Annotated in this window: 18 protein-coding genes and 1 pseudogene; 6 read left to right on the top strand and 13 right to left on the bottom strand. The window is 71.3% G+C overall.

What is annotated here, in order from left to right; translation table 11 throughout:
* Nucleotides 1-55 precede the first annotated feature (55 nt).
* The 10 genes from OHS70_RS15345 to OHS70_RS15300 form a co-directional block, all read right to left on the bottom strand.
* Nucleotides 56-679 (bottom strand): Uma2 family endonuclease, encoded by a 624-nt coding sequence (locus OHS70_RS15345; RefSeq protein WP_328405644.1) that lies wholly within the window; start codon nucleotides 677-679, stop codon nucleotides 56-58.
* 85 nt (nucleotides 680-764) lie between these two features.
* Nucleotides 765-3,470 carry a fumarate reductase/succinate dehydrogenase flavoprotein subunit gene (locus tag OHS70_RS15340; protein WP_328397760.1) on the bottom strand — a complete coding sequence of 902 codons (2,706 nt, stop codon included), beginning with the start codon at nucleotides 3,468-3,470 and terminating at the stop codon, nucleotides 765-767.
* A gap of 14 nt (nucleotides 3,471-3,484) precedes the next feature.
* Nucleotides 3,485-4,255, bottom strand: coding sequence for an ABC transporter ATP-binding protein (locus OHS70_RS15335; protein ID WP_328397758.1), 771 nt, complete (start codon nucleotides 4,253-4,255; stop codon nucleotides 3,485-3,487).
* Nucleotides 4,256-4,445: 190 nt separating this feature from the next.
* On the bottom strand, nucleotides 4,446-5,303 hold the full coding sequence (locus OHS70_RS15330) for an ABC transporter permease (RefSeq protein ID WP_328397756.1): 858 nt from the start codon (nucleotides 5,301-5,303) through the stop codon (nucleotides 4,446-4,448).
* Entirely contained in the window at nucleotides 5,300-6,649 is a 1,350-nt protein-coding gene (locus OHS70_RS15325) for an ABC transporter substrate-binding protein (RefSeq protein ID WP_328397754.1), read from the bottom strand. The genes OHS70_RS15330 and OHS70_RS15325 overlap by 4 nt, the downstream gene beginning before the upstream one ends.
* 14 nt (nucleotides 6,650-6,663) lie before the next feature.
* Nucleotides 6,664-6,891 carry a 4Fe-4S dicluster domain-containing protein gene (locus OHS70_RS15320; RefSeq protein ID WP_328397752.1) on the bottom strand — a complete coding sequence of 76 codons (228 nt, stop codon included), beginning with the start codon at nucleotides 6,889-6,891 and terminating at the stop codon, nucleotides 6,664-6,666.
* A 52-nt stretch (nucleotides 6,892-6,943) separates the two neighbouring features.
* Nucleotides 6,944-7,714 carry a GntR family transcriptional regulator gene (locus tag OHS70_RS15315; RefSeq protein WP_328397750.1) on the bottom strand — a complete coding sequence of 257 codons (771 nt, stop codon included), beginning with the start codon at nucleotides 7,712-7,714 and terminating at the stop codon, nucleotides 6,944-6,946.
* Nucleotides 7,715-7,833: 119 nt separating this feature from the next.
* A complete protein-coding gene (locus OHS70_RS15310) occupies nucleotides 7,834-8,175 on the bottom strand; it encodes a hypothetical protein (protein WP_328397748.1) in 342 nt (113 codons plus the stop codon).
* A complete protein-coding gene (fahA, locus tag OHS70_RS15305; RefSeq protein ID WP_328397746.1) occupies nucleotides 8,172-9,398 on the bottom strand; it encodes a fumarylacetoacetase in 1,227 nt (408 codons plus the stop codon). Before fahA ends, OHS70_RS15310 begins: the two co-directional genes overlap by 4 nt.
* Nucleotides 9,399-9,492: 94 nt before the next feature.
* Nucleotides 9,493-11,511 carry a CocE/NonD family hydrolase gene (locus OHS70_RS15300; RefSeq protein WP_328397744.1) on the bottom strand — a complete coding sequence of 673 codons (2,019 nt, stop codon included), beginning with the start codon at nucleotides 11,509-11,511 and terminating at the stop codon, nucleotides 9,493-9,495.
* Between the two features lie 207 nt (nucleotides 11,512-11,718).
* Here OHS70_RS15300 and OHS70_RS15295 point away from each other — a divergent pair, with 207 nt between their 5' ends.
* The 5 genes from OHS70_RS15295 (at nucleotide 11,719) to OHS70_RS15275 (ending at nucleotide 17,233) form a co-directional block, all read left to right on the top strand.
* Nucleotides 11,719-12,729, top strand: coding sequence for a polyprenyl synthetase family protein (locus OHS70_RS15295; RefSeq protein ID WP_328397742.1), 1,011 nt, complete (start codon nucleotides 11,719-11,721; stop codon nucleotides 12,727-12,729).
* A 184-nt stretch (nucleotides 12,730-12,913) separates the two neighbouring features.
* Nucleotides 12,914-13,927 carry a CHRD domain-containing protein gene (locus OHS70_RS15290; protein WP_328397740.1) on the top strand — a complete coding sequence of 338 codons (1,014 nt, stop codon included), beginning with the start codon at nucleotides 12,914-12,916 and terminating at the stop codon, nucleotides 13,925-13,927.
* A 179-nt stretch (nucleotides 13,928-14,106) separates the two neighbouring features.
* Nucleotides 14,107-15,363 (top strand): LolA family protein, encoded by a 1,257-nt coding sequence (locus OHS70_RS15285; protein ID WP_328397738.1) that lies wholly within the window; start codon nucleotides 14,107-14,109, stop codon nucleotides 15,361-15,363.
* 78 nt (nucleotides 15,364-15,441) lie between these two features.
* Entirely contained in the window at nucleotides 15,442-16,380 is a 939-nt protein-coding gene (locus OHS70_RS15280) for an ABC transporter ATP-binding protein (RefSeq protein WP_328397736.1), read from the top strand.
* Nucleotides 16,367-17,233, top strand: coding sequence for an ABC transporter permease (locus OHS70_RS15275; protein ID WP_328397734.1), 867 nt, complete (start codon nucleotides 16,367-16,369; stop codon nucleotides 17,231-17,233). Before OHS70_RS15280 ends, OHS70_RS15275 begins: the two co-directional genes overlap by 14 nt.
* Here OHS70_RS15275 and OHS70_RS15270 read toward each other — a convergent pair.
* The 3 genes from OHS70_RS15270 to OHS70_RS15260 all read right to left on the bottom strand — a co-directional run bounded on the left by OHS70_RS15270 (nucleotide 17,223) and on the right by OHS70_RS15260 (nucleotide 19,902).
* On the bottom strand, nucleotides 17,223-17,789 hold the full coding sequence (locus OHS70_RS15270) for a flavodoxin family protein (protein WP_328397732.1): 567 nt from the start codon (nucleotides 17,787-17,789) through the stop codon (nucleotides 17,223-17,225). The genes OHS70_RS15275 and OHS70_RS15270 overlap by 11 nt on opposite strands.
* Nucleotides 17,790-17,903: 114 nt before the next feature.
* On the bottom strand, nucleotides 17,904-19,229 hold the full coding sequence (locus tag OHS70_RS15265; RefSeq protein ID WP_328397730.1) for a M28 family metallopeptidase: 1,326 nt from the start codon (nucleotides 19,227-19,229) through the stop codon (nucleotides 17,904-17,906).
* Between the two features lie 223 nt (nucleotides 19,230-19,452).
* Nucleotides 19,453-19,902: a VOC family protein gene (locus OHS70_RS15260; protein WP_328397728.1), complete on the bottom strand. Its 450-nt coding sequence runs from the start codon at nucleotides 19,900-19,902 to the stop codon at nucleotides 19,453-19,455.
* Nucleotides 19,903-19,953: 51 nt separating this feature from the next.
* Here OHS70_RS15260 and OHS70_RS15255 point away from each other — a divergent pair.
* A pseudogene (locus OHS70_RS15255) lies at nucleotides 19,954-20,457 on the top strand (CGNR zinc finger domain-containing protein); the annotation flags it as partial.
* Nucleotides 20,458-20,536 lie beyond the last annotated feature (79 nt).

Below are 20,536 nucleotides of genomic sequence, written 5' to 3'. Positions count from 1 at the left end.
CCGAAGGTCCGGCGCCTCCTCGGGGGAGGGGCCGGACCTTCGGTGTGCCCGGGCGTTACTGCTCGGGGGCCTTGCGACTGCGCTTCGCCGTGATCGCGGTGAGGTCGAGGTCGACCGGGAAGGGAGCGTCCGCCTTCAGACGGTCGTGGAAGATGCCGGTGGGCGTGTACGTGCCGGTGTTCGGCTCCAGTTCGAAGACGTACACGACGGCCTTGCCCTCGCGGTTCTCCACCCGCCAGTAGTGCGGAATCTTGGCCCGGGCGTACTTCACGGGCTTGGTCTCCCGGTCCCGGGTCAGCGACTCGGGTGAGACGACCTCGATCGCCAGCAGTACCGCCTGCGCCGGGAACCGTGTCTGCTCCGGGTCCTGGATCACGTGCTCGGGCACGACGATCACATCCGGCTCGGGGCGGTTCTGCCGGTCCACGTCGATGGTGAACTCGCGCACGACCTCGAAGTCCTCGGGCGCCACGGACTGCAGCTGCCACTTGAAGAAGTCCACGGTGCGCTCGTGGAAAAGGGTCTGCGGACTCACGAAGACGAGGCTCCCGTCGATCAGCTCCGTGTGCGGAGGCAGGTCCGGAAGCCTGTCCAGGTCGTCAGCGGTCCAGCCGCCCAAGGGCGGGACAGGCCAGCGCGGTCCCTGATCCTGCTCCTGGGTCTCGGGGTCGACGCTCATCAGTGCTCCCATGCGACGGAGTCTCGCGGGCCCGTCCAGCGTATCGGGCGCAAAGGGATCAACACCCCACGTACGTGTGTACGCATCACCTGGTGTTGACCCGGCCCGCGTACGCCCGGACATCCGCGTCCGGGTCGTGGACCGCCGAGGCCAGGGCGGCCCGGGCGTCCTCGGAGGAGGTGTGCCGGAGCAGGGCCAGCACCGCAGCCTTGCGCACATCGGCGTTGGCGTCGCCGAGCGCCTTGGCCAGGGCGGGAACCGCCAGGCCGGCGGTCGCGCCGAGGGCGGTGGCCGCCCCGGCACGGACCTGCCAGGCCGCGTCCCCCAGTGCTGTCACTGCCGCCTCCGCGAGCTCCGGGGGGCACCCCGTGGTGCCGAGAGCCTCGAAGGCGGCCGCGCGCACAAGGACGTCGTCGTCGCGGACCAAGAGCGTGAGCGGTGCGAGCACGCGCGGGTCGGTCACCGCCGCCAGGCCCTTCGCCGTCGCGACGCGGACCTCGCGGGCGGGGTCGGCCACGGCCGCCTCCAGCGCCTCGACGGCGTCGACCGAGACCAGGGCACGGACCGCCGCGATCCGCACGCCGATGTCCGGGTCGCCGAGGACGGGCGAGTATGCGGCGGGACCGGCCAGCTTCAGGGCGCGCAGGACATCCAGTGCGGCCGTACGGACCGCCGGGTCACCGGACGACAGGGCTGCGACGAGCGGCTCCCGCAGTGCCGGCTCCGGCGGCAGCGTCTCCACCAGCTCGCGCAGCGATTCCCCTGCCGCTGCCCGCACCCCCATGTCCGGGTCCGCCAGCGCGGCGGCCAGTGCGGGTCCGGTGCCGTCCGGGGTGGTCTCCGTGAGCGTGGCGACCGCCGCCCGGCGGACCGCCGGGTCAGGGTCCGCCAAATAGGGGGCGAGCACGGCGAGTTCAGGCTGCTCGTCGGCGAGGGACACCAGCTCCAGGATGCGCGGGGAGGCGGTCGCGGCCTGCGCCTCGGCACGTACGGGCGCGGCGATACGGGATCCGGTCGGCGCGACCTCACGCGGGCCTGCCGTCGCGACCTGCTCGAGCCGGACCTCGCCGAGATGCCGGGACGGGCCGCCCACCGGCGTGAACTCGTCGACCGGGACGAGGTAGGGGGCCACCGGGCGGGCGGTGAACTCCATCGCGCCGGAGGGGGACTTGTGCAGATCGAGGTGGTGCAGCCAGCCCTCGTCGTCACGCTGCGGATGGTCCGTGCGCTCGTGGTACAGGCCCCAGCGCGACTCCGTCCGCGCCAGCGACGAACGCGCCGCCATCTCGGCGCAGTCCCGGATGAAGCTCACCTCCGCGCAGCGCATCAGCTCGTGCGCGGTTGTGGCACCCATCTCCGCGATCTCGGTGCGCATCCGCTCGAAGTGCTCCACTGCGAGGGACAGCCGGGATCCCGACTTGGGGGGTGCCACATAGTCGTTCACGAAGCGGCGGAGCTTGTACTCGACCTGGGGCTGCGGCGGTCCGTCCGGGTGGCGCAGCGGCCGGTAGACCAGCTCGTGGGCCTCGCGCAGCTGGCCGGGCGGCAACTCGCCCTCGTACGGGCGGTACCGGGCCGCGTCCTCGCCCGCGAGATCGCCGAAGACGAAGGCCCCGATCATGTAGTTGTGCGGTACGCAGGCCAGGTCCCCCGCGGCGTACAGGCGGGGCACGGTGGTGCGGGCATGGTCGTCGACCCGGACGCCCGACGCCGAATGGCCCCCGCACAGGCCGATCTCCGAGATGTGCATCTCGATGTCATGGGTGCGGTAGTCGTGCCCGCGGCCCGCATGGAACGTGCCGCGCGTGGGCCGTTCCGTGGTGTGCAGAATCCCCTCCAGCGAAGCGACCGACTCCTCCGGCAGATGGCTCAGCTTCAGATAGACCGGGCCGCGCTCCGAAGCCAGCTCCTCGGCGAACTCGGCCATCATCTGGCCGGACCAGTAGTCCGAGTCGACGAAGCGTTCACCGTGCCGGTTGACCTGGTACGCGCCGAAGGGGTTGGCGACATAGGCGCACGCCGGGCCGTTGTAGTCCTTGATCAGCGGGTTGATCTGGAAGCACTCGATACCGGTGAGCTCGGCACCCGCGTGGTACGCCATGGCGTAGCCGTCGCCGGCGTTGGTGGGGTTCTCGTAGGTGCCGTAGAGATAGCCGGACGCGGGCAGGCCGAGCCGTCCGGCAGCGCCCGTCGCGAGGATCACGGCACCCGCCCGGACGGTCACGAACTGCCCGGTGCGGGTGTTGAACCCGGCCGCGCCCACCGCCCTGCCGTCCGCCGTGAGCACACGCACCGGCATCACCCGGTTCTCGATCCGGATGCGCTCGCGCATCTCACGGCGGCGCAGCTGCCGGTAGAGGACCTTCTTGACGTCCTTGCCCTCGGGCATGGGCAGCACGTACGAGCCCGAGCGGTGCACCTGGCGGACCGCGTACTCGCCGTGCTCGTCCTTCTCGAACTTCACTCCGTACGACTCCAGGCGCCGCACCATCGCGAAGCCGCGGGTCGCGGTCTGGCGGACCGTGGACTGGTCGACGATGCCGTCGTTGGCGCGGGTGATCTCGGCGACGTAGTCGTCCGGTTCGGCCCGGCCCGGGATGACGGCGTTGTTGACGCCGTCCATGCCCATGGCGAGCGCGCCGGAGTGCCGTACGTGCGCCTTCTCCAGCAGGAGGACGTTCGCGCCGTGTTCGGCTGCGGTCAAGGCGGCCATGGTCCCGGCCGTACCGCCACCGATGACGAGGACGTCGCAGGAGAGCTCGTCCGCGTCCGCGAGGGAGGGGATGTCCATGGGTTTGCTGCCTCTCAGGTACCGAGGGATTCGAGGACGGTGCGGCGCACGGCGACCGTGGCGGGGTCGCCATGGGCCTCGCGGTCGCGCGGGCGGGGTACGTCGAGGACACGGCCGGTGCCGAGGAGCGCGATGCGATCGGCGAGGAAGAGCGCCTCGTCCACGTCGTGCGTGACAAAGACGACGGTGGCGCCGGTACCGCGCAACACATCGACCAGCAACTGCTGCATGCCGGCCCGGGTCTGGGCGTCCAGCGCCCCGAACGGCTCGTCCATCAGCACGGCCCGCGGCTCACCCGCGAGGGCGCGGGCGAGCTGGACGCGCTGGCGCTGGCCGCCGGAGATCTTGTGCGGGAACTTCGTCCCGTGCCCGGCGAGGCCGACCCGCTCCAGCCACTTCTCGGCGACGGCCCGCCGCGTGGGGCGTGCGACGCCCCTGATGGCGAGGGGCAGTTCGACGTTGGCGCGCACGGTGCGCCACGGCAGAAGAGCATCGTCCTGGAAGACGAGCGCGCGGTCGGCACGGGGGGCGGTGATGGGCTCACCGTCCTGCGCGACCTCGCCCCCGAGGGGCGGGAGCAGCCCGGCGAGGGTGCGGAGCAGGGTGGACTTGCCGCATCCGGACGGTCCGACGACGGTGAGGATCTCACCCGGTACGACATCGAGATCGACCCCGTCGAGAACGTGGGCGCCGGGCCGCCCGAGCCGTGCTCCGCGCAGGGTGAGCCGGGTGCCGCGGGGTGGGGCGGGGGTGGGGGCGAGTGTGGTTTCGGGGGGTGTGGTCATGGTTACGCCTCCTTGGGGGAGTGTCCTCAATCGCCGGACGGGCTGCTTTTGCCGGATGCGCCGACAAAATGCAGCCCCGCCGGCGTTTGAGGCGCGAGGTCTGGGGCGGAGCCCCAGTTCGGGATGGGTACCTCCCACGGCCGCCAGGCTGTAGGGGGAGAGCGGGTAGGGAACACGCCCGCCGCAGGCGCTACGCACCTGCCCGCACCCGCTTGCGCGCCGCCGACGCCTCGCGACGTGGCGCAACCCGCGCCCCCGACCGGACCGGTCGTGTCGCCGGGGCCGACTCCGTACGCGGCAGCCATCGCGTCAGCCGACGGCCCAGCAGCTCCACCGCCGTCGACGTCAGCCACCCCAGCAGGCCGATCGTCGCCATCCCGACGAACACGCCGGGGTAGTCCACGACCGTGTAGTCCTGCCAGGTCCGGTAACCCACCCCGTACTCGCCGGAGATCATCTCCGCCGAGATCACGCAGATCCACGAGACGCCGATGCCCACCGACAGCCCGCCGAAGATGCCCGGCAGTGCCCCCGGCAGCACCACCGAACCGAGGACGCGCCACCGGCCGCCGCCGAGGGTGCGGACCGCTTCCTCCCAGACCGGGGTCAGCGCGCGCACCGCGTGCCGCGTGGAGACCATGACCGGGAAGAACGCCGCGGTGAAGGTGATGAAGACGATGCCCTGCTCGTTGCTCGGGAAGAGCAGGATCGCCACCGGCACCAGCGCGATCGCGGGGATGGGCCGCAGCACTTCGAGCACCGGGCCCACCAGGTCCGCCGCGAGCCGCGACCGGGCGATCGCCGTGCCGACGGCCACACCCGCGACCGACGCCAGCGTGAAGCCGGTGACGATACGGGTGAGGCTGTCGGTGAGGTCCTGCCAGTACGTGTCGCTGCCGGCGCGCTGACCGAAGGTGCGGGCGATGTCCGTGACCGTCGGGAACTGCTCGAAGCGCAGCCACAGATTGACGTCCAGCGCGGTCAGCAGCTGCCACAGCCCGAGCGCGCCCGCCAGGGACAGGACCCGCAGCGCGTGCCGGGCGGTCATGACGCCCGCTCGAGCGCTTCGGTGTACGGGACGGTCCGCGCGCCCGTGTGCCCTGAGAGGTACTCGGCCGCCGCGGCCGGGGTCACGAAGGGCAGCAGCTTCTTACCGTCGAGGACCCACACCGCCTTGTCCGCGAACCACAGCGTGCCCGTCGTGGTGTCCGGGACGTACGCGGCACGCACCTTGTCGGGTCCGGCGGCGATGCGGCCGAGCAGCGCGGCGGGGGAGTCGAAGGACGTGGTGGTCCCGTCCTTGAGCCAGATCTCGGCGCGGGCCGCGGCCGGCCTGGTGGCAAGGGCCTTGTCGTAGCCGGAGCCGTACGCCCGCTTGATGTACTGGTCGTCGACGAAGCCGTCCACGTCCACCGCGCCCACCAGCTTCGCCGACTTCAGCACCGGCACGTCCTGCTTCAGCGCCGACACCAGCTTCTGCTTGACCGACGGGTCGAAGGTGGAGATGCCGTTCGCGCCGTTGTAGAGGTAGACCACCTCGGCCGGCAGGCCGGTCGCCTTCGCCACCGACTCGGCGGCCGCCACCGGCTTCTCGTGCAGATAGTCCGTGGCCCTGATCTGTGCGCGCAGGAAGTCCTCCAGCACCGCCGGGCGCTTCTCGGCGAAGTCCTCGCGCACGGTGACTCCGTGGAACGTCGGCAGGTTCAGCGCGGCCCCGTCGTACAGGGCCTTGGCCCGGCCCTGGAAGGCGAGCAGACCCGGCCAGGCCACGAACTGCGAGAGCGCGTCGGCGCTGCCGGACTGGAGCGCCGACGCCCCCACCGCGGGCTGCTGGTTGAGCTTGCGGATGTCCTTCTGCGGATCGATGCCGGCCCGTTGCAGGGCTCGTACGAGCGTGCCGTCGGCCGCCGAGCCGACGCTTGTCGAGACCTTCTTGCCGCGCAGGTCCTTCAGCTCGGCCAGCTTCGAATCGGGGGGCGTGACAATGGTGTTGAGGCCGCCGCGCAGGTTGTAGCCGGTCACGGCGACCAGCCGCGTCGGCCGGTTCAGCTGCTTGCCGCGGGCGGCGTTGAGCAGCAGCGGGAAGTCGCCCATCGAGCCGATGTCGATCTTTCCGGCGGTCATCTGCGCGGTGATCGGCGCGCCCGTGGCGTAGTCCTGCCACTCGACCTTGTACGTGGTGCCGTCCTTGGCGCCGCGCTTCTTGAGCTCCTCCTCGAAGTAGCCGAGGGAGCGCAGCAGCGTGCCCGCCGTGACGGTGTTGATGGTCTTGGACTGGTAGCCGACGGTCACCGTGACCGTGCGGGAGCCGTCGGCGTCCGCGTCGCCGCCGCAGCCGGTCACGGGGAGCAGCGCCGCGGCGGTGACGAGCAGGGCAATGGTCTTGCGTGACATGGGAGCGGGGCCTCTCAGCGGAGCAGATAGGGCATGTTGACCGTGACCGCGCCGGTGGGACAGCGGGCGGCGCACGGGCCGCAGTACCAGCACTCGTCGACGTGCATGTAGGCCTTGCCGTTGTCCTGGTTGATGGCCAGGGAGTCGAGCGGGCACATGTCGACGCACAGCGTGCAGCCGTCGATGCACTTCGACTCGTCGATGGTCACGGGCACGTCGGCCCGCTGGGGCGCCAAAGGCATGGCTGTCTCCAGTAAGGGGGGTACGCAGGGAGGTCGGGGTCGTCGGGAGGGGTCAGCAGGACCGGTGCAGCAGGCCGCTCATCGTGATGCGGTCGCCGCGGAAGCGGATGAACTCAAGGTCGACCGGCCGGCCGTCGGCGAGATGAGTGAGCCGTTCCAGCATCAGCACGGCAGCGCCGCGCGGCGCCTGGAGCACGGCGGCGGAGTGCGCGTCGGCGTTGACGGCCTCCAGTGTGATCTCCGCGGTGCCGAGCGGCTGTCCGGTCAGGGTTTCGAGGAGCCGGAAGACATCGGTGTTCTCCAGGTCGCAGCCGATCAGGTCGGCGCCGATGTCCATGGGGACGTAGGTGAGGTCGAGGGAGAGCGGCAGTCCGCCCAGCAGGCGCAGCCGTTCGATGCAGAGCACGTCGGCGTGGACCGGGAGTCGCAGACGCCGGGCCACGGGTGCGGGCGCGGTGACGGGGCCGACGGTACGGACTTCGTTGGTGACGTCGCCGTGTTCGTGCAGGGTCTCGGCGAGGCCCTGCAGCCGGTTGAGGCCGTGCGGATACTTCTCGGACACCACGACCGTGCCGACCCCCGGCTGCCGTTCGATCAGTCCTTCCGTGCGCAGCAGGTCGAGCGCCTGCCTGACGGTGTTGCGCGAGACCCGGTACTCCTCGCCGATCGCGCCCTCCAGCGGCAGGACGCCGCCGGGGAACCCGCCCGTGCGCACCTGGTGGCGCAGCAGGTCGGCGAGCTGCCGCGCCTGGTCCGCGCGCAGCCGTCGCCGGCGGGCGGCGGCGAGGGGCACGGTGTGCTCGCGGAGGCGTTCGGCTGGCATGCGGTGGACCATACCGATGCTTTCCGCACAATGGTGTTGCCGCAGTATTGCGCCACCTGAGGCCCCGACAGTGAGGGCCTGACCTGCGTGTTTGTCGATCGGCGGCGAAGATCTGCCACTCAGTTGCGGCCCGGGGCCCCGCTCGTGCCACGGCTCGTGTCCGCGCCGGGGTACGGCGACGGCGGCAGGCCGCGCGCGCCGTCCTGGCAGCCGTTCATCCAGTCCGCCGTGGGCGGGAAGGGCTCCACCCCGTCGGTCTCCGCGTGCTCGCCGCACTCCGCGTCCGCTCCGGCCAGGTCGTCCTGGGAGGACGGGGTGCCCACGTGGCCGTCCGGGATCTCGTCGCGGCCGTAGCGATAGCCGTCCTCGTACTGCTCCGCCGGGCTCGGTGCGGCCGAGCAGCCGGCGAGGAGCAGCACGAGTGACGCGGCGGCGACGAGATCCCGGACGCCGCGGGTCATGCCGAGGGGGCGATCCGGCCGGTCACCTCGCCGAGGCCGACGCGGACACCGTCCGGGCCGGGTGCCCAGGCGGTCATGGTCACCACGTCGCCGTCCTCGAGGAACGTGCGCTTGCCGTCGGGGAGTTCGAGGGCGTCGCGGCCGTTCCAGGTGAGTTCGAGCAGCGAGCCGCGCTGGTGGACCTCCGGGCCGCTCACGGTGCCGGAGCCGAACACGTCGCCGGTGCGCAGCGAGGCGCCGTTGACCGTCATATGGGCGAGCTGCTGGGCAGCCGTCCAGTACATGGTGGCGAACGGCGGCTCGGCGACCACCTGGCCGTTGATCGACACCGTGATGCGCACGTCGAAGCCGCCCGGCTCCTCGTCGGCCGAGTCGTCGAGATACGGCAGCAGATCGACGTCGCGTGCGGGCGGGGCGGTGCGGGCGGCGTCCAGGGCCTCCAGCGGGGTCACCCACGCGGAGACGGACGTGGCGAAGGACTTGCCGAGGAAGGGGCCGAGCGGCACGTACTCCCAGGCCTGGATGTCGCGCGCCGACCAGTCGTTGAGCAGGAACAGCCCGAAGACGTGGTCGCGGAAGTCCCCGAGAGCGACCGGCCGGCCCCGCTCGGAGGGGGTTCCGACGACGAAGCCGACCTCCGCCTCGATGTCGAGCTTCACGGACGGGCCGAAGAGGGGAGCGGCGTCGGCCGGGGTCTTGCGCTGCCCGGCGGGGCGCGCCACGTCCGTGCCGGAGACGACGATCGTGCCGGACCTGCCGTGGTAACCGATCGGCAGATGCTTCCAGTTGGGGGTGAGCGCGTCGCCGTCCGGGCGGAAGATCCGGCCGACATTGGTCGCGTGGTGCTCGCTCGCGTAGAAGTCGACGTAGTCGGCGACCTCGTACGGGAGGTGCAGGGTCACCGCGTCCAGCGGGTGCAGCAGCGGCTCGATGTCGGGCCGGTGCGCGGGGACGCTGACCCAGGCGGTCAGCGCGCGCCGCACATCGCGCCAGGCGGTGCGGCCCGCCGCCAGCAGCGGGTTGAGGGACGGCTGCGCCAGCAGCGCGGCGTAGGGGGAGCCGAGAGCGTGGGCGGCCGCCCCGGCGTCCAGTACATGACTGCCGATGCGGACGCCGAGCCTGCGGCGCTCCGGCTCGTCGGCCGTGGTGAAGACGCCGTACGGCAGGTTGTGCGGGCCGAAGGGATCGCCCTCGGCCAGATCGAGCGGGCTCTGCTCGGGCATCGGTGCTTGCCTCGCTTTCCACGGGTGTGGGTGACACGTTACGGGGACGCCGCCCCGCCGCGGCACCGTGCCTGCCCGCTGCCCGACGGCGTGGTCATCCCCCGAGGCGGGGGATGCGCTTCTCCCAGGTGCGGTGGAAGACGATCTCCGTGCCGTGCCGGCACACCACCTCGTCGCTGGTACGGAAGGAGACGGCGTCGCAGCTCATCTCGGAGCGGATCTCGATCCGTACGTCCCACGACAGCTCGGGCCGGTGCAGCCGGACCGTCCACCGGGTCCTGGCACGGGCGGACAGCGGGTCGTCCTCGTGGATCGTGTAGGTCTCCAGGGCCTGTTCGGTGAGCTCCAGACCGTCCGGGAACACCTGCGTGCCGCGCGGGCACGGATCGCACTCCATGCGCCATTCGCCTTCGGCGACGTCCCGGGTCACCAGCAGCGGGGGCGGCTGCGCGTCGAGGGTGGCCGGGACGCTCACCCCGAGAGGTTCGGCGTGCTCGGGTTCGTCGAAGGTGATCGTGTCCGCGGTCGGCTCGCGTACGGGCAGTTCGAGGCGGGAGCCGTCCGGGTCGAGGGTGAAGCCCGCCGCACCGGCGCGTGGCCAGATCCAGGGCCAGTACGCCGAGGAGACGGCAAGCCGGATGCGGTGTCCGGGCGGGAACCCGTGACCCATGGCGCCCAGTTCGAAGCTCACCTCCTCGGTCGATCCCGGCGGCCATTTCACGGCCCGGTCCCGGCCGTGGCGGGCGGCGAGATCGAGGACGCCACGGCTGACGAGGGTGGCGGCTCCGTCGGGGGCGATGTCGCAGATCCGGGCGACGGCCTGGCCGTACGGCACGTCCAGGCGCAGCCGCAGCGTGACCCGCGGGCGGCCCAGCACCTCGATCGCCTCGTCGCCGACCGGGAACTCGAAACACGCCGACCGGGCGTCCTCGGAGCGCTGGTCCGGCGGCAGATCGGCGTCCTGCCCGAGCGGGCGGAACCGGCCCGCGTCCATGCCGGTGTGCTGCGGCGAGTCGACGACGACGGGCGGGCCGCCGAGCGCGTAGGGAACGACGGCGGTGCGGGGTGACGGCCAGGCGTCGTCGCTCACCCAGCGGCCCGTCGGCGGCTCGGTGTAGGCGGTCGCGGGCGGATGCGCTCCCCCGATCCACGAGCGCAGCAGCGGCTCGGCCGGCCCACCGGTGCCCCCCGCGGCGGCGGAGCCGTCGGAATCACCCTTCAGCCAGCGGTCCCACCAGCGCAGCGTCTCCTGCAGGAACCCGATCGCCGGCCCCGGCGGCAGGCCGCTGTCCGGGTACTCGTGCGGCCAGGGGCCGATCAGCCCGCGTACGCGCTCCGGCGGCAGTTGCCCGACGAGCCGCAGCACGGTGTCGCGGTACGGATCGTGCCAGCCGCCCACCGCCAGTACCGCCGCCTCGACGGCCCCGTGGTCCCCGCCCCCCGAGGCGTGCTGCCAGTGCTGGTCGCGGAGCTGATGGCTCAGCCAGGTGTGTACAGGAGGGGAGAGGGCCTCCAGCCGCTGGAGCCACTGCGTGCGCCATGCGTCCCCGGCGAACCGCGGGTCCGGCGGGCGGGCCGCGTCGGCGAGCAGAGCGGCGTTCCCGGCGTGCAGTCCGGCGGCGGTCACCGCGCCGCCCAGGAAGATCCCGTCGTTGTCGTACGGGTCGTCCGTCGCGCAGACCGTGACGACGGCCCGCAGCGCCTTCGGCGTCAGCGCGGCGATGCGCAGTGCGCTGCGGCCGCCGCGGCCGATCCCGAACATGCCGACCCGGCCGTTGCACCAGGGCTGCCGGGCCAGCCACCCGACCACCTCGGCCCCGTCGACGATCTCCGTCGCGTCGCGCGCGTCGCCGGGCAGGCCCTCGCTGTTTCCGTGTCCGCGCACATCGACCCTGATGGAGGCGTAGCCGTGGCCCGCGTACCAGGGGTGGCGCTGGGCGTCGCGGGCGGCGCTGGTGTCGGACAGCCGGTCCGGGGCGTATTCGAGCAGAGCGGGCACCGGCTCGTCGGTGACGGGGCGCCACAAGCGGGCGTACAGCTCGATGCCGTCCGGAAGGGGGATGCGGAGATCCGTGTGGACCGTCTCGTAGGGGAACTCGGTGCGGATGCGCATGGCGACCTCGGCGGCAGTGCTGACCGGTGTCCGGACCACGGGTCAGGACAGATGAGCCAGTCCTGGCCATATAGCCAGATCACGAACATACCGGGGGAGGCGGGAAGGCGCTCATGGTGATCGAAAGGCGACCGGATACGCTGACTTGAGTGATGACAGCGACACATCGACAATCCGTGTGATCGTCAGCAGACAGGAGTACCCCTCGTGACCGTCGTCGGGCCGTTCGGGCTGAGCGTGCGGGACCAGGCTCTTGAGGCCGATGTCCAGACCGGGTTGTCTGCTGTCGAGGCGGGACTGCTCGATGCCACCAAGAGCGAGGTGCCGTTCATCACGGATGCCGCGCAGCACCTGGTGAAGGCCGGGGGCAAGCGGTTCCGTCCGCTGCTGGTGATGCTGGCCGCCCGGTTCGGGGACCCGTACGCGCCGGGCGTGGTGCCCTCGGCGGTCGTCGTCGAGCTCACCCACCTCGCCACGCTGTACCACGACGACGTCATGGACGAGGCGGATGTGCGCCGCGGTGTGCCCAGCGCCAACGCCCGCTGGGGCAACTCGGTCGCGGTCCTGACCGGCGACTTCCTGTTCGCCCGGGCCTCGCACATCCTGGCCGACCTGGGCCCGGAGGCCGTACGCATCCAGGCGGTGGCGTTCGAGCGCCTGGTCACCGGACAGATCCTGGAGACCGCGGGGCCGCGTGACGGCCGTGCTCCGGTGGAGCACTACCTCGACGTCATGGCCGGCAAGACCGGCTCCCTGGTCGCTGTTTCGTGCCGTTTCGGCGCGATGATGTCGGGTGCCGACGAGCGGGTCGTGGGGGTGCTCACCCAGTACGGCGAACGGCTCGGTGTCGCCTTCCAGCTCGCCGACGACGTGCTCGACATCGCGTCCGACTCGCACGAGTCCGGCAAGACGCCGGGCACGGATCTGCGCGAGGGCATTCCGACGCTGCCGGTGCTGCTGGTGCGCGCGCAGGCCGAGGAGCACGGGCTGCCCGAGGACCTGGAGCTCGTCGAACTGCTCGACGGGGATCTGACGGACGATGCCCGGCACGCCGAGGCGCTGGCCAGGCTGCGGGTGCACCCGGCGCTCGAGCAGGCGAGGCGGGACACCGTGCGGTACGCGGAGGAGGCGCGGGCGCTGCTCGCACCGCTGCCCGACTGCGCCGCGAAGGCCGCGCTGGAGGAGCTCTGCGACGCGGTCGTCCACCGCGCGGGCTGACGTACTCGCGGTAACTCCATCACTGGTTCACCTGCTGTACACCTTGCGGCGGAGCTTCGCATTCCCTTTCTGAATCTGTGACGCAGGTCACAAAGTTGGATTGAGTCCAATCTGAGATCCGCTCCGTACTCATGCCCAGAAGCTGACGCAGAGGGCGTCAGCATCGGTACGGGGAGATTTACTGATGAAGCGCACCAAGACCATCCTTGTCGGTACAACCGCTGTCGCCGCCGCCGCCGGCGTGGCCCTCGCCGTGCTGCCGGCCTTCGCGGCCGACGGCAAGGACTCCGCCCGGCAGGCCGCCCACGGGGACCGCGGCTCTGGCGTGACCGTCCAGAGCGGCGCCGGCGCGGGTGCGTCCGGCAAGGACGCGGCGTTCTTCGTGGCGAGCCTGAACGGCGCCAACGAGGTTCCGGTGCAGCAGGGCCCCGCCGTCGGTGACCGCGACGGCGCGGCGCTCGAGTTCGTGAAGGTGCAGGGGGACAAGGTGTCGGTCGCGGTGAAGTTCCGCGGCACCGGCAAGCCGACCGCTCTCCACATCCACCAGGGTGCGAAGGGCACGAACGGAGGCATCAAGATCGACTTCACCGAGCTGCTCGCCAAGGGCAGCACCAAGGCCAAGGGCTGGTCGGGCGCCGTGCGCGGCACCGTCAGGGTCAAGGACAGGGCCGTGCTCGCCGCGTTCACGGGCGACCCGAACGGCTTCTACGCCAATCTGCACACCGCCGAGTTCCCGGGCGGCGCCGTCCGCGGCCAGTTCCACAAGGTCACGAGCTCCATCCGGTTCGACAAGGCTCTCGGCTTCCAGGCATCCGTCGTCAAGGGCAAGCAGATCTACGAGTGCAAGAAGGGCGCGGACGGCACGTACTCCTTCCAGCAGCGCGATGTCCGCGCCGTGCTCGGCGGGAACATCGCCCACTCCTTCGTCGCACCCAACTCCGGTACGCCGCAGTGGATCGCCCCTGACCACAGCGCCGTCACCGGTGCCGTGATCAGCAAGACGCCGAACGGCGCCACGAACATCCCCGAGCTGGACCTGAAGGCCACCCAGTCCGGCAAGAAGCGGGGGCTGTTCGCCCACACCCAGGAGATCCTCCGGCTGAACACGGTGGGCGGCGTCGCCCCGGCCGGCAGCTGTGCCAAGGGCACGATCGCCGGCGTCCCGTACGGCGCCGACTACGTCTTCGTCCAGAAGTAGCAGCCGCCGTCCGGCGCGTCATGGGCGCGGCGCATCCCCTACTGGTCGGGGGAGGCGCCGCGCCTTTTCGTCATACCGGAGCAGTACGCCAAGTTGCGCCCGCGGTCTGACGCTTCCGCCCTCCCGATTTGGTCAGATGAATACACGACGCCTGACCAACCACGGAGGCAGGGCACACCATGGCACCGAACGACAGCGCACAGACCACCGAAGAGGCCAAGGACCTCGGAGCGGGACGCCGCAGGGCCGCCCGCTACTTCGTCCCGGTCGCGGTGGCCGGAGTGGCGGCGGCGACCATCGGGCTGGTCCCGGCGCTCGCTGCCTCCGGTGACCCCGATCTGCCGGACATCACCGCGCAGGAACTCATCGAGAAGATCGCCGCGTCGGACACCCAGCAGCTCTCCGGCACGGTGAAGATCACCACGGACCTCGGTCTGCCCTCCCTGGCCGGCCTCGCGGGCCTGGACGCCGGCTCGTTCGCCCCCGAGGGCGGCAAGGGCGAGGGGGACGGGTCGGCCGCGTCCCCCGAGGCCAAGCTGACGCAGCTCGCGTCCGGCACCCACACGCTGCGGATCGCGGCCGACGGACCGGACCGGCAGAAGCTCTCCATCCTGGAGGACTCGGCCGAGTACAGCCTGATCCACAACGGGGACGACGTGTGGGGCTACGACAGCGCCACGAACGAGGTCTTCCACGCCGAGGACGACGGCCGGGGCGAGCGGCACGGCAAGAAGGAGGCCCCGGCGGGGGACCTGCCCACCACGCCCAAGGAGTTCGCCGACGAGGCGCTGAAGGCCGCGGGCGACACCACCTCCGTGACCGTCGGCGGTACGGCGCAGGTGGCCGGCCGCGACGCCTACAAGCTGGTCATCAAGCCCAAGCAGCAAGGCTCGACGGTCGGCGCGGTCACCGTCGCGGTCGACGCCGAGACCGGCACCCCGCTGAAGTTCACGCTCTCGCCGAGCAGCGGCGGCAAGGCCGTGATCGACGCCGGCTTCACCAAGGTCGACTTCTCCCGGCCGGCCGCGTCCACCTTCGACTTCACCCCGCCCAAGGGGGCGAAGGTGACCGAGGCGGAGGAGCTCGAGGAGATCGAGGGTGACAAGGGGCAGGCAACCCCCGACGCGTTCAAGGGCCTTGAGAACCTTGCCGGGCCGAACGTCATCGGCGAGGGCTGGACCTCGATCGCCAAGATCGAGGCGCCGGGAGCCGAGGACTTCGAGGGCGACCGGAAGGGCGGCGCGAAGGACGGCGATGTGCCGCCGGAGGCACAGCAGTTCCTGGACTCGCTGGGCGACAAGGTCACCGGTAAGTTCGGCTCGGGCACGGTCTTCTCGACCCGCCTCGTCAACGCCCTGATGACCGAGGACGGCACGATGTACGTCGGTGCCGTCACCAAGGACGCGCTCGTGAAGGCCGCGAACGAAGACAAGTAGCAGCAGAGTCAAGGGCTTTCGCCCCGCCGTACGCTCGGGGTACGGCGGGGCGGAAGGCTGACCGGGCAAGGGAGCGCAATGACGGCCGTCATCGAGACGCACGGGCTGACCAAGCGGTACGGGGGCGGGCAGTTGGCCGTCGACCGCCTCGATCTGCGCGTGCCCGGCGGCAGCGTCTTCGGCTTCCTCGGCCCCAACGGCTCCGGCAAGACCACCACCATCCGGATGCTGATGGGCCTCATCGAACCGACCGCGGGCCGCGCCGAGGTCCTGGGCAGCCCGGTGCCGCGCTCGGTGCGGAAAGTACTTCCACAGGTGGGCGCCCTGATCGAAGGTCCGGCGCTGTACGGGTTCCTGAGCGGCCGGGACAACCTGGTGCGCTACGACTGTGCCGACCCGACCGCCGATCCCCGCACCCGCCGGACGCGGGTGGCGGCCGCGCTGGACCGGGTGGGTCTGTCCGCCGCGGCCGGCAAGAAGGCGAAGGCGTACTCGCTGGGGATGAAACAGCGCCTGGGGCTCGCCGCCGCGCTGCTGCAGCCCAGGAAGCTGCTGGTCCTGGACGAGCCGACCAACGGACTCGATCCGCAGGGCATGCGGGAGATCCGTTCCCTCGTGCGGGAGCTCGCCGCCGACGGCACCACCGTGTTCCTCTCCTCGCATCTGCTCGACGAGATCGAGCAGGTGTGCACGCACGCCGCGGTGATGGCCCAGGGGCGGCTGATCACCCAGGGCCCGGTGGCCGAACTCGCGGCAGGGGCGCGGGGCCGGCTGGCGGTCCTCACGCCCGACCCCGCGGACGCCGCGAGAGTGCTCAAGGAGCAGGGCGTGACCGAGGTGCGCGTGGACGGGGAGAACGTGACCGGCGAGCTGCCCGACCAGGACACGGAAACGGCCGCGATCAATGCCGCGCTGGTGCGGGACGGTGTACGGGTGCGGGGGTTCGGCCTCGAGCGCGCCTCGCTCGAGGACGCGTTCGTCGCGCTGACCGGAGAGGGATTCGATGTCGCAGGCTGAAGCGGCCGCCGTCAGCCCGTTGTGGACGCTCGGGCTGCTGCGTTCCGAGCTGTCCCTGACCTTCCGCCGGTGGCGCACGCTCGCGCTGCTGGGTGTGCTGGCCGCCGTACCCGTGCTGATCGGTATCGCCGTGAAGATCGAGACAGGCGACGGCGGGTCGGCCGGCGGTGGCGGTGGCGGCGGTCCGGCGTTCATCAGCCAGATCACCAACAACGGCCTGTTCCTGGTCTTCGCCGCCCTCGCCGCGACCCTGCCGCTCTTTCTGCCCATGGCGGTCGGCGTCGTCGCGGGCGACGCGATCGCGGGCGAGGCGAACGCCGGCACCCTGCGCTATCTGCTGGTCGCCCCGGCCGGACGTACTCGGCTGCTGCTCGCCAAGTACACCGCCGTCTGCGCCTTCTGCCTGGTGGCGACCCTGGTGGTGGCGGGGTCCGCGCTCACCGTCGGGGCGCTGCTCTTCCCGCTCGGCGAGGTCACCACGATCTCCGGCACCACGATCTCTTTCGGCGAGGGCCTGGCCCGTGCCGTCGCGATCGCGGTCGTCGTGGCCGCCTCGCTGATCGGCTTCGCGGCGCTCGGTCTGTTCGTCTCCACCCTCACCGGCAGCGGTATCGCGGCGATGGCCACGACGGTGGGGCTGCTGATCACCGTGCAGATCCTCAACACGATCCCGCAGCTGCACGCGATCCAGCCGTACCTCTTCCCGCACTACTGGCTGTCCTTCGCGGACCTGATGCGGGAGCCGCTGTACGGGGAAGAGGTGCTGAGGAACCTCGGTCTCCAGGGGCTGTACGCGGCGGTGTTCGGGTCGGCGGCGTGGGCGCGCTTCACCGCCAAGGACATCACCGCGTGACGGTCACCGACCGGAAGAACTCCTTGGCCTCGGTCAGGGCCTGCTCGTCGTGGTGGATGTCCCCAGGGCGGGTGCCGTTGCCGAGCAGCACTCCGCCCCACTGCATCTTCAGGTACGCGGCGGTGTTGCGCAGCGTACCGACCAGCGGATCGGCCACCGACCGGTCGGCGTCGGCCAGCGTGCTGACGCCCCACAGGGTGCGTCCGGCCATACGCGGCTTGAAGTCCACGCCGGGGACCCGCATCCAGCCCGACCAGTGGTCGAGATACCGCTTGGTGGAGGTGGAGACGGAGTACCAGTACAGCGGCGAGGCGATGACCAGGTCGGTCGCGTCCAGGGTGGCGTCCAGCAGGGTCGCTGCATGCCCGGTGGGCGCGGGGTAGCCGCTGTCGTCGTCATGGCGCCGGTCCACGAAGTCGGGCAGCGGATGGGCGGTCAGGTCCAGCCAGCGCTGGTCGGCACCGGCGGGCAGCTGCTCGGCGGCCAGCCTGGCCAGCGCCTCGGTGTTGCCGTCGGCACGGCTGCTGCCGAGCAGGAACAGGAACCTGCGGTTCATGGAGATCTCCCCCCTCGTCGTACGTGACTGCATGCGTGTGCAGTATATGCACACGCATGCAGTCGATGGGGGGTGGCAGTCCTCGCCCGTCCGGGAGACCTGGACGGTGTGCCTCTAGAAGGTGAGCTTCCAGCTGTCGATGTAGCCCGTGTCGTACTGGGCCACGTCCTGGACGCGCAGCTTCCAGTCGCCGTTGGCCACCTCGCTCGAGGCGTTCACCGTGTAGGTGGCGATGACGTTGTCGGCGGAGTCGCTGCCGCTGGAGTTCTTCAGCCGGTACGCGGTGCCGTCGGGCGCGACCAGGTCGACGACCAGGTCACCACGCCAGGTGTGCTTGATGTCGACGCCGACCTTGAGGGTGGCCGGGGCGTTGCCCGTGCGGCCGGTGACGGCCGCGGTGGAGGTGACGGCCGTGCCGTTGTCCGGGATGCTCACGTCGGCCGTGTTCTCGTACACGTCACCCGGCGGGACCGTCGTTCCGGCCGACAGGGTCCAGATCGCGTGGGCGACCGCGTCGCTGTTGCGGTCAAGGGCGGTGTCGTTGATGTTCGACGTGCTGTCGCAGGACGAGTGGTAGCAGCGGTCGAAGGCCTGCCCGGCCGTACCGCCCCACTTCTGGGCCTGGGCGCTGGACTTCGTGCGGCTCGCACCGGTGAACAGTCCGCCGACGGGTATGCCCACGTTCTTGAAGGACGCGTGGTCGGAGCGCCCGTCGCCCTCGGTCTCGATCTCGGTGGAGACGCCGATGCCGGCGAAGTAGTCCTTGAAGGTCTGCTCGATCGTCGGGTCGTCGTCGTAGACGAAGTAGCCCGGGTTCGGTGAGCCGATCATGTCGAAGTTCAGATAGCCCGAGATCTTCGAACGCTCGGCGGACGGCAGGTTGTTGACGTAGTACTTCGAGCCGATCAGTCCGAGCTCCTCCGCGCCCCACCAGCCGAAGCGCAGATGCTTCGTCGGCTGCAGCTGGGCGCGGGAGACGGCGAGCGCGGTCTCCAGTACGGCGGCGGACCCCGACCCGTTGTCGTTGATGCCCGCACCGGAGGTGACGGAGTCGAGGTGCGCTCCGGCCATCAGCGTCTGGTTGACGTCACCGCCGGGCCAGTCGGCGATCAGGTTGTACCCGGTGGCGCCGCTGGAGGTGAACTGCTGGACGGTGGTGGTGAATCCGGCCGCGTCCAGCTTGGCCTTCACATGGTCCAGCGATGCCTTGTACCCGGTCCGGCCGTGCGCCCGGTTGCCGCCGTTGGCGGTGGCGATCGACTGGAGCTGGGTGAGATGCGCCTTGACGTTGGCGAGCGGTATGTCGGGTGCGGCGAGCGCGTCCGCGGGTGCGGCCGGCTGGGCCGGTGCGGCGCCGGCGGCCGGCGCGACGGACGCGAGCAGCCCGGCCAGGGCGAATGCTGCGGCAGCGACGGCGCGTCTTGGAACGGAGAGGTTCATGTGGGGGCTCCGGATTCCGTACGGGGATGGGACGGAACGTGCAGGACGCCCCGGGGTGGCGGATCCCGGGGCGCTGGAGCTGTGATGCGCTGTGCGTGCTGAATGGTGAGCGAGATGCTGACGCACCGTCAAGAGCGTAAATCGGTCAGTGGCGTTCGATACGCGAACGCCACTGACCGGTCGTTGTGGGCCGTCGGGCCGCTCGCCCGCCCCGGCGAAAGCCCTACTGCACGCAGAACTCGTTGCCCTCGGGGTCCGCCATGACCACCCACTCGCCGCCCGGCTCCTTCACCTCCCGCAGGGCCGTGGCCCCGAGGGTCTCCAGGCGGGCCGTCTCCGCCGGCCGGCTGCCCGGGGCCGAGTGCAGGTCGATATGGAGGCGGTTCTTCACGGTCTTCGGTTCCGGGACGCGCTGGAACAGGATGCGGCGGCCCAGGCCCATACCGCTCTGCGGGTCGTAGGGGTCGTCCGGATGGCGGACGGCGACCAGATCGCGCCAGGCACGGCGGCCGTGCGATTCCACCGTGGCCTCGGGCGGTGCCGCCCCGTCCGCGAGGAGCTGGTCGATCAGGGCGCTGTTGTCCTCGACGAGATAGCCGAGGGCCCCGGCCCAGAAGTCGGCCTGGGCGTGCGGTTCCGCCGCGTCGATCACGAGCTTCCAGTGCAATGTCATGGAAACCATTTATAGTGGTTACAGTAGGAGGTCGCATTGGACACGCCCGGAATGGTCCTGCACACGCCGGAGGGCCGCCCGCACCACTTCGACCCCGGAGCCCTGTGCCTGGAGCTGCTGACGACCGGGGGGCCCGGGGCGTTCGCACGGTACGAAGTGCTGGGGGAGCCGGCCGGCCTGTACGACTGGGTGGCGGCCAGCCGGCTGCCGGGCGGGCTGGACCTGACCGTCGCGGAGGCGGACCTGGCGGCCGTACGCGAGGTGCGCAACGCGCTGTTCCGGATGACCGCGGACCGGGCCCACGCCCGCGACCTCGACCCGGCCGATCTGGCAGCCGTCAACGAGGCGGCGGCGAAGGCCCCGCTCGTGGCACGTGTCGCCGCGGACGGTTCCTGGCAGTGGGCCCCCGGCGCGACCGTGGAGCAGTTGCTGTCGACCGTCGCGCGCGACGCGGTCGACCTCTTCACCGGCCCGTATGCGCGCCGCATCCGCGAATGCGGCGCGCACGACTGCTTTCTGCTGTTCGTCGATACGTCGCGCCCCGGCCGCCGCCGCTGGTGCGCGATGGAACGGTGCGGCAACCGCAGCAAGGTGCGGACCCACCGCGCACGCCGGGCCGACAGCGACAGCGACA

This window comes from Streptomyces sp. NBC_00390 (assembly GCF_036057275.1).
GTDB lineage: Bacteria > Actinomycetota > Actinomycetes > Streptomycetales > Streptomycetaceae > Streptomyces.
Note: the sequence above shows the minus strand (reverse complement) of the source record. Positions and strands in the feature narration are given on the sequence as shown.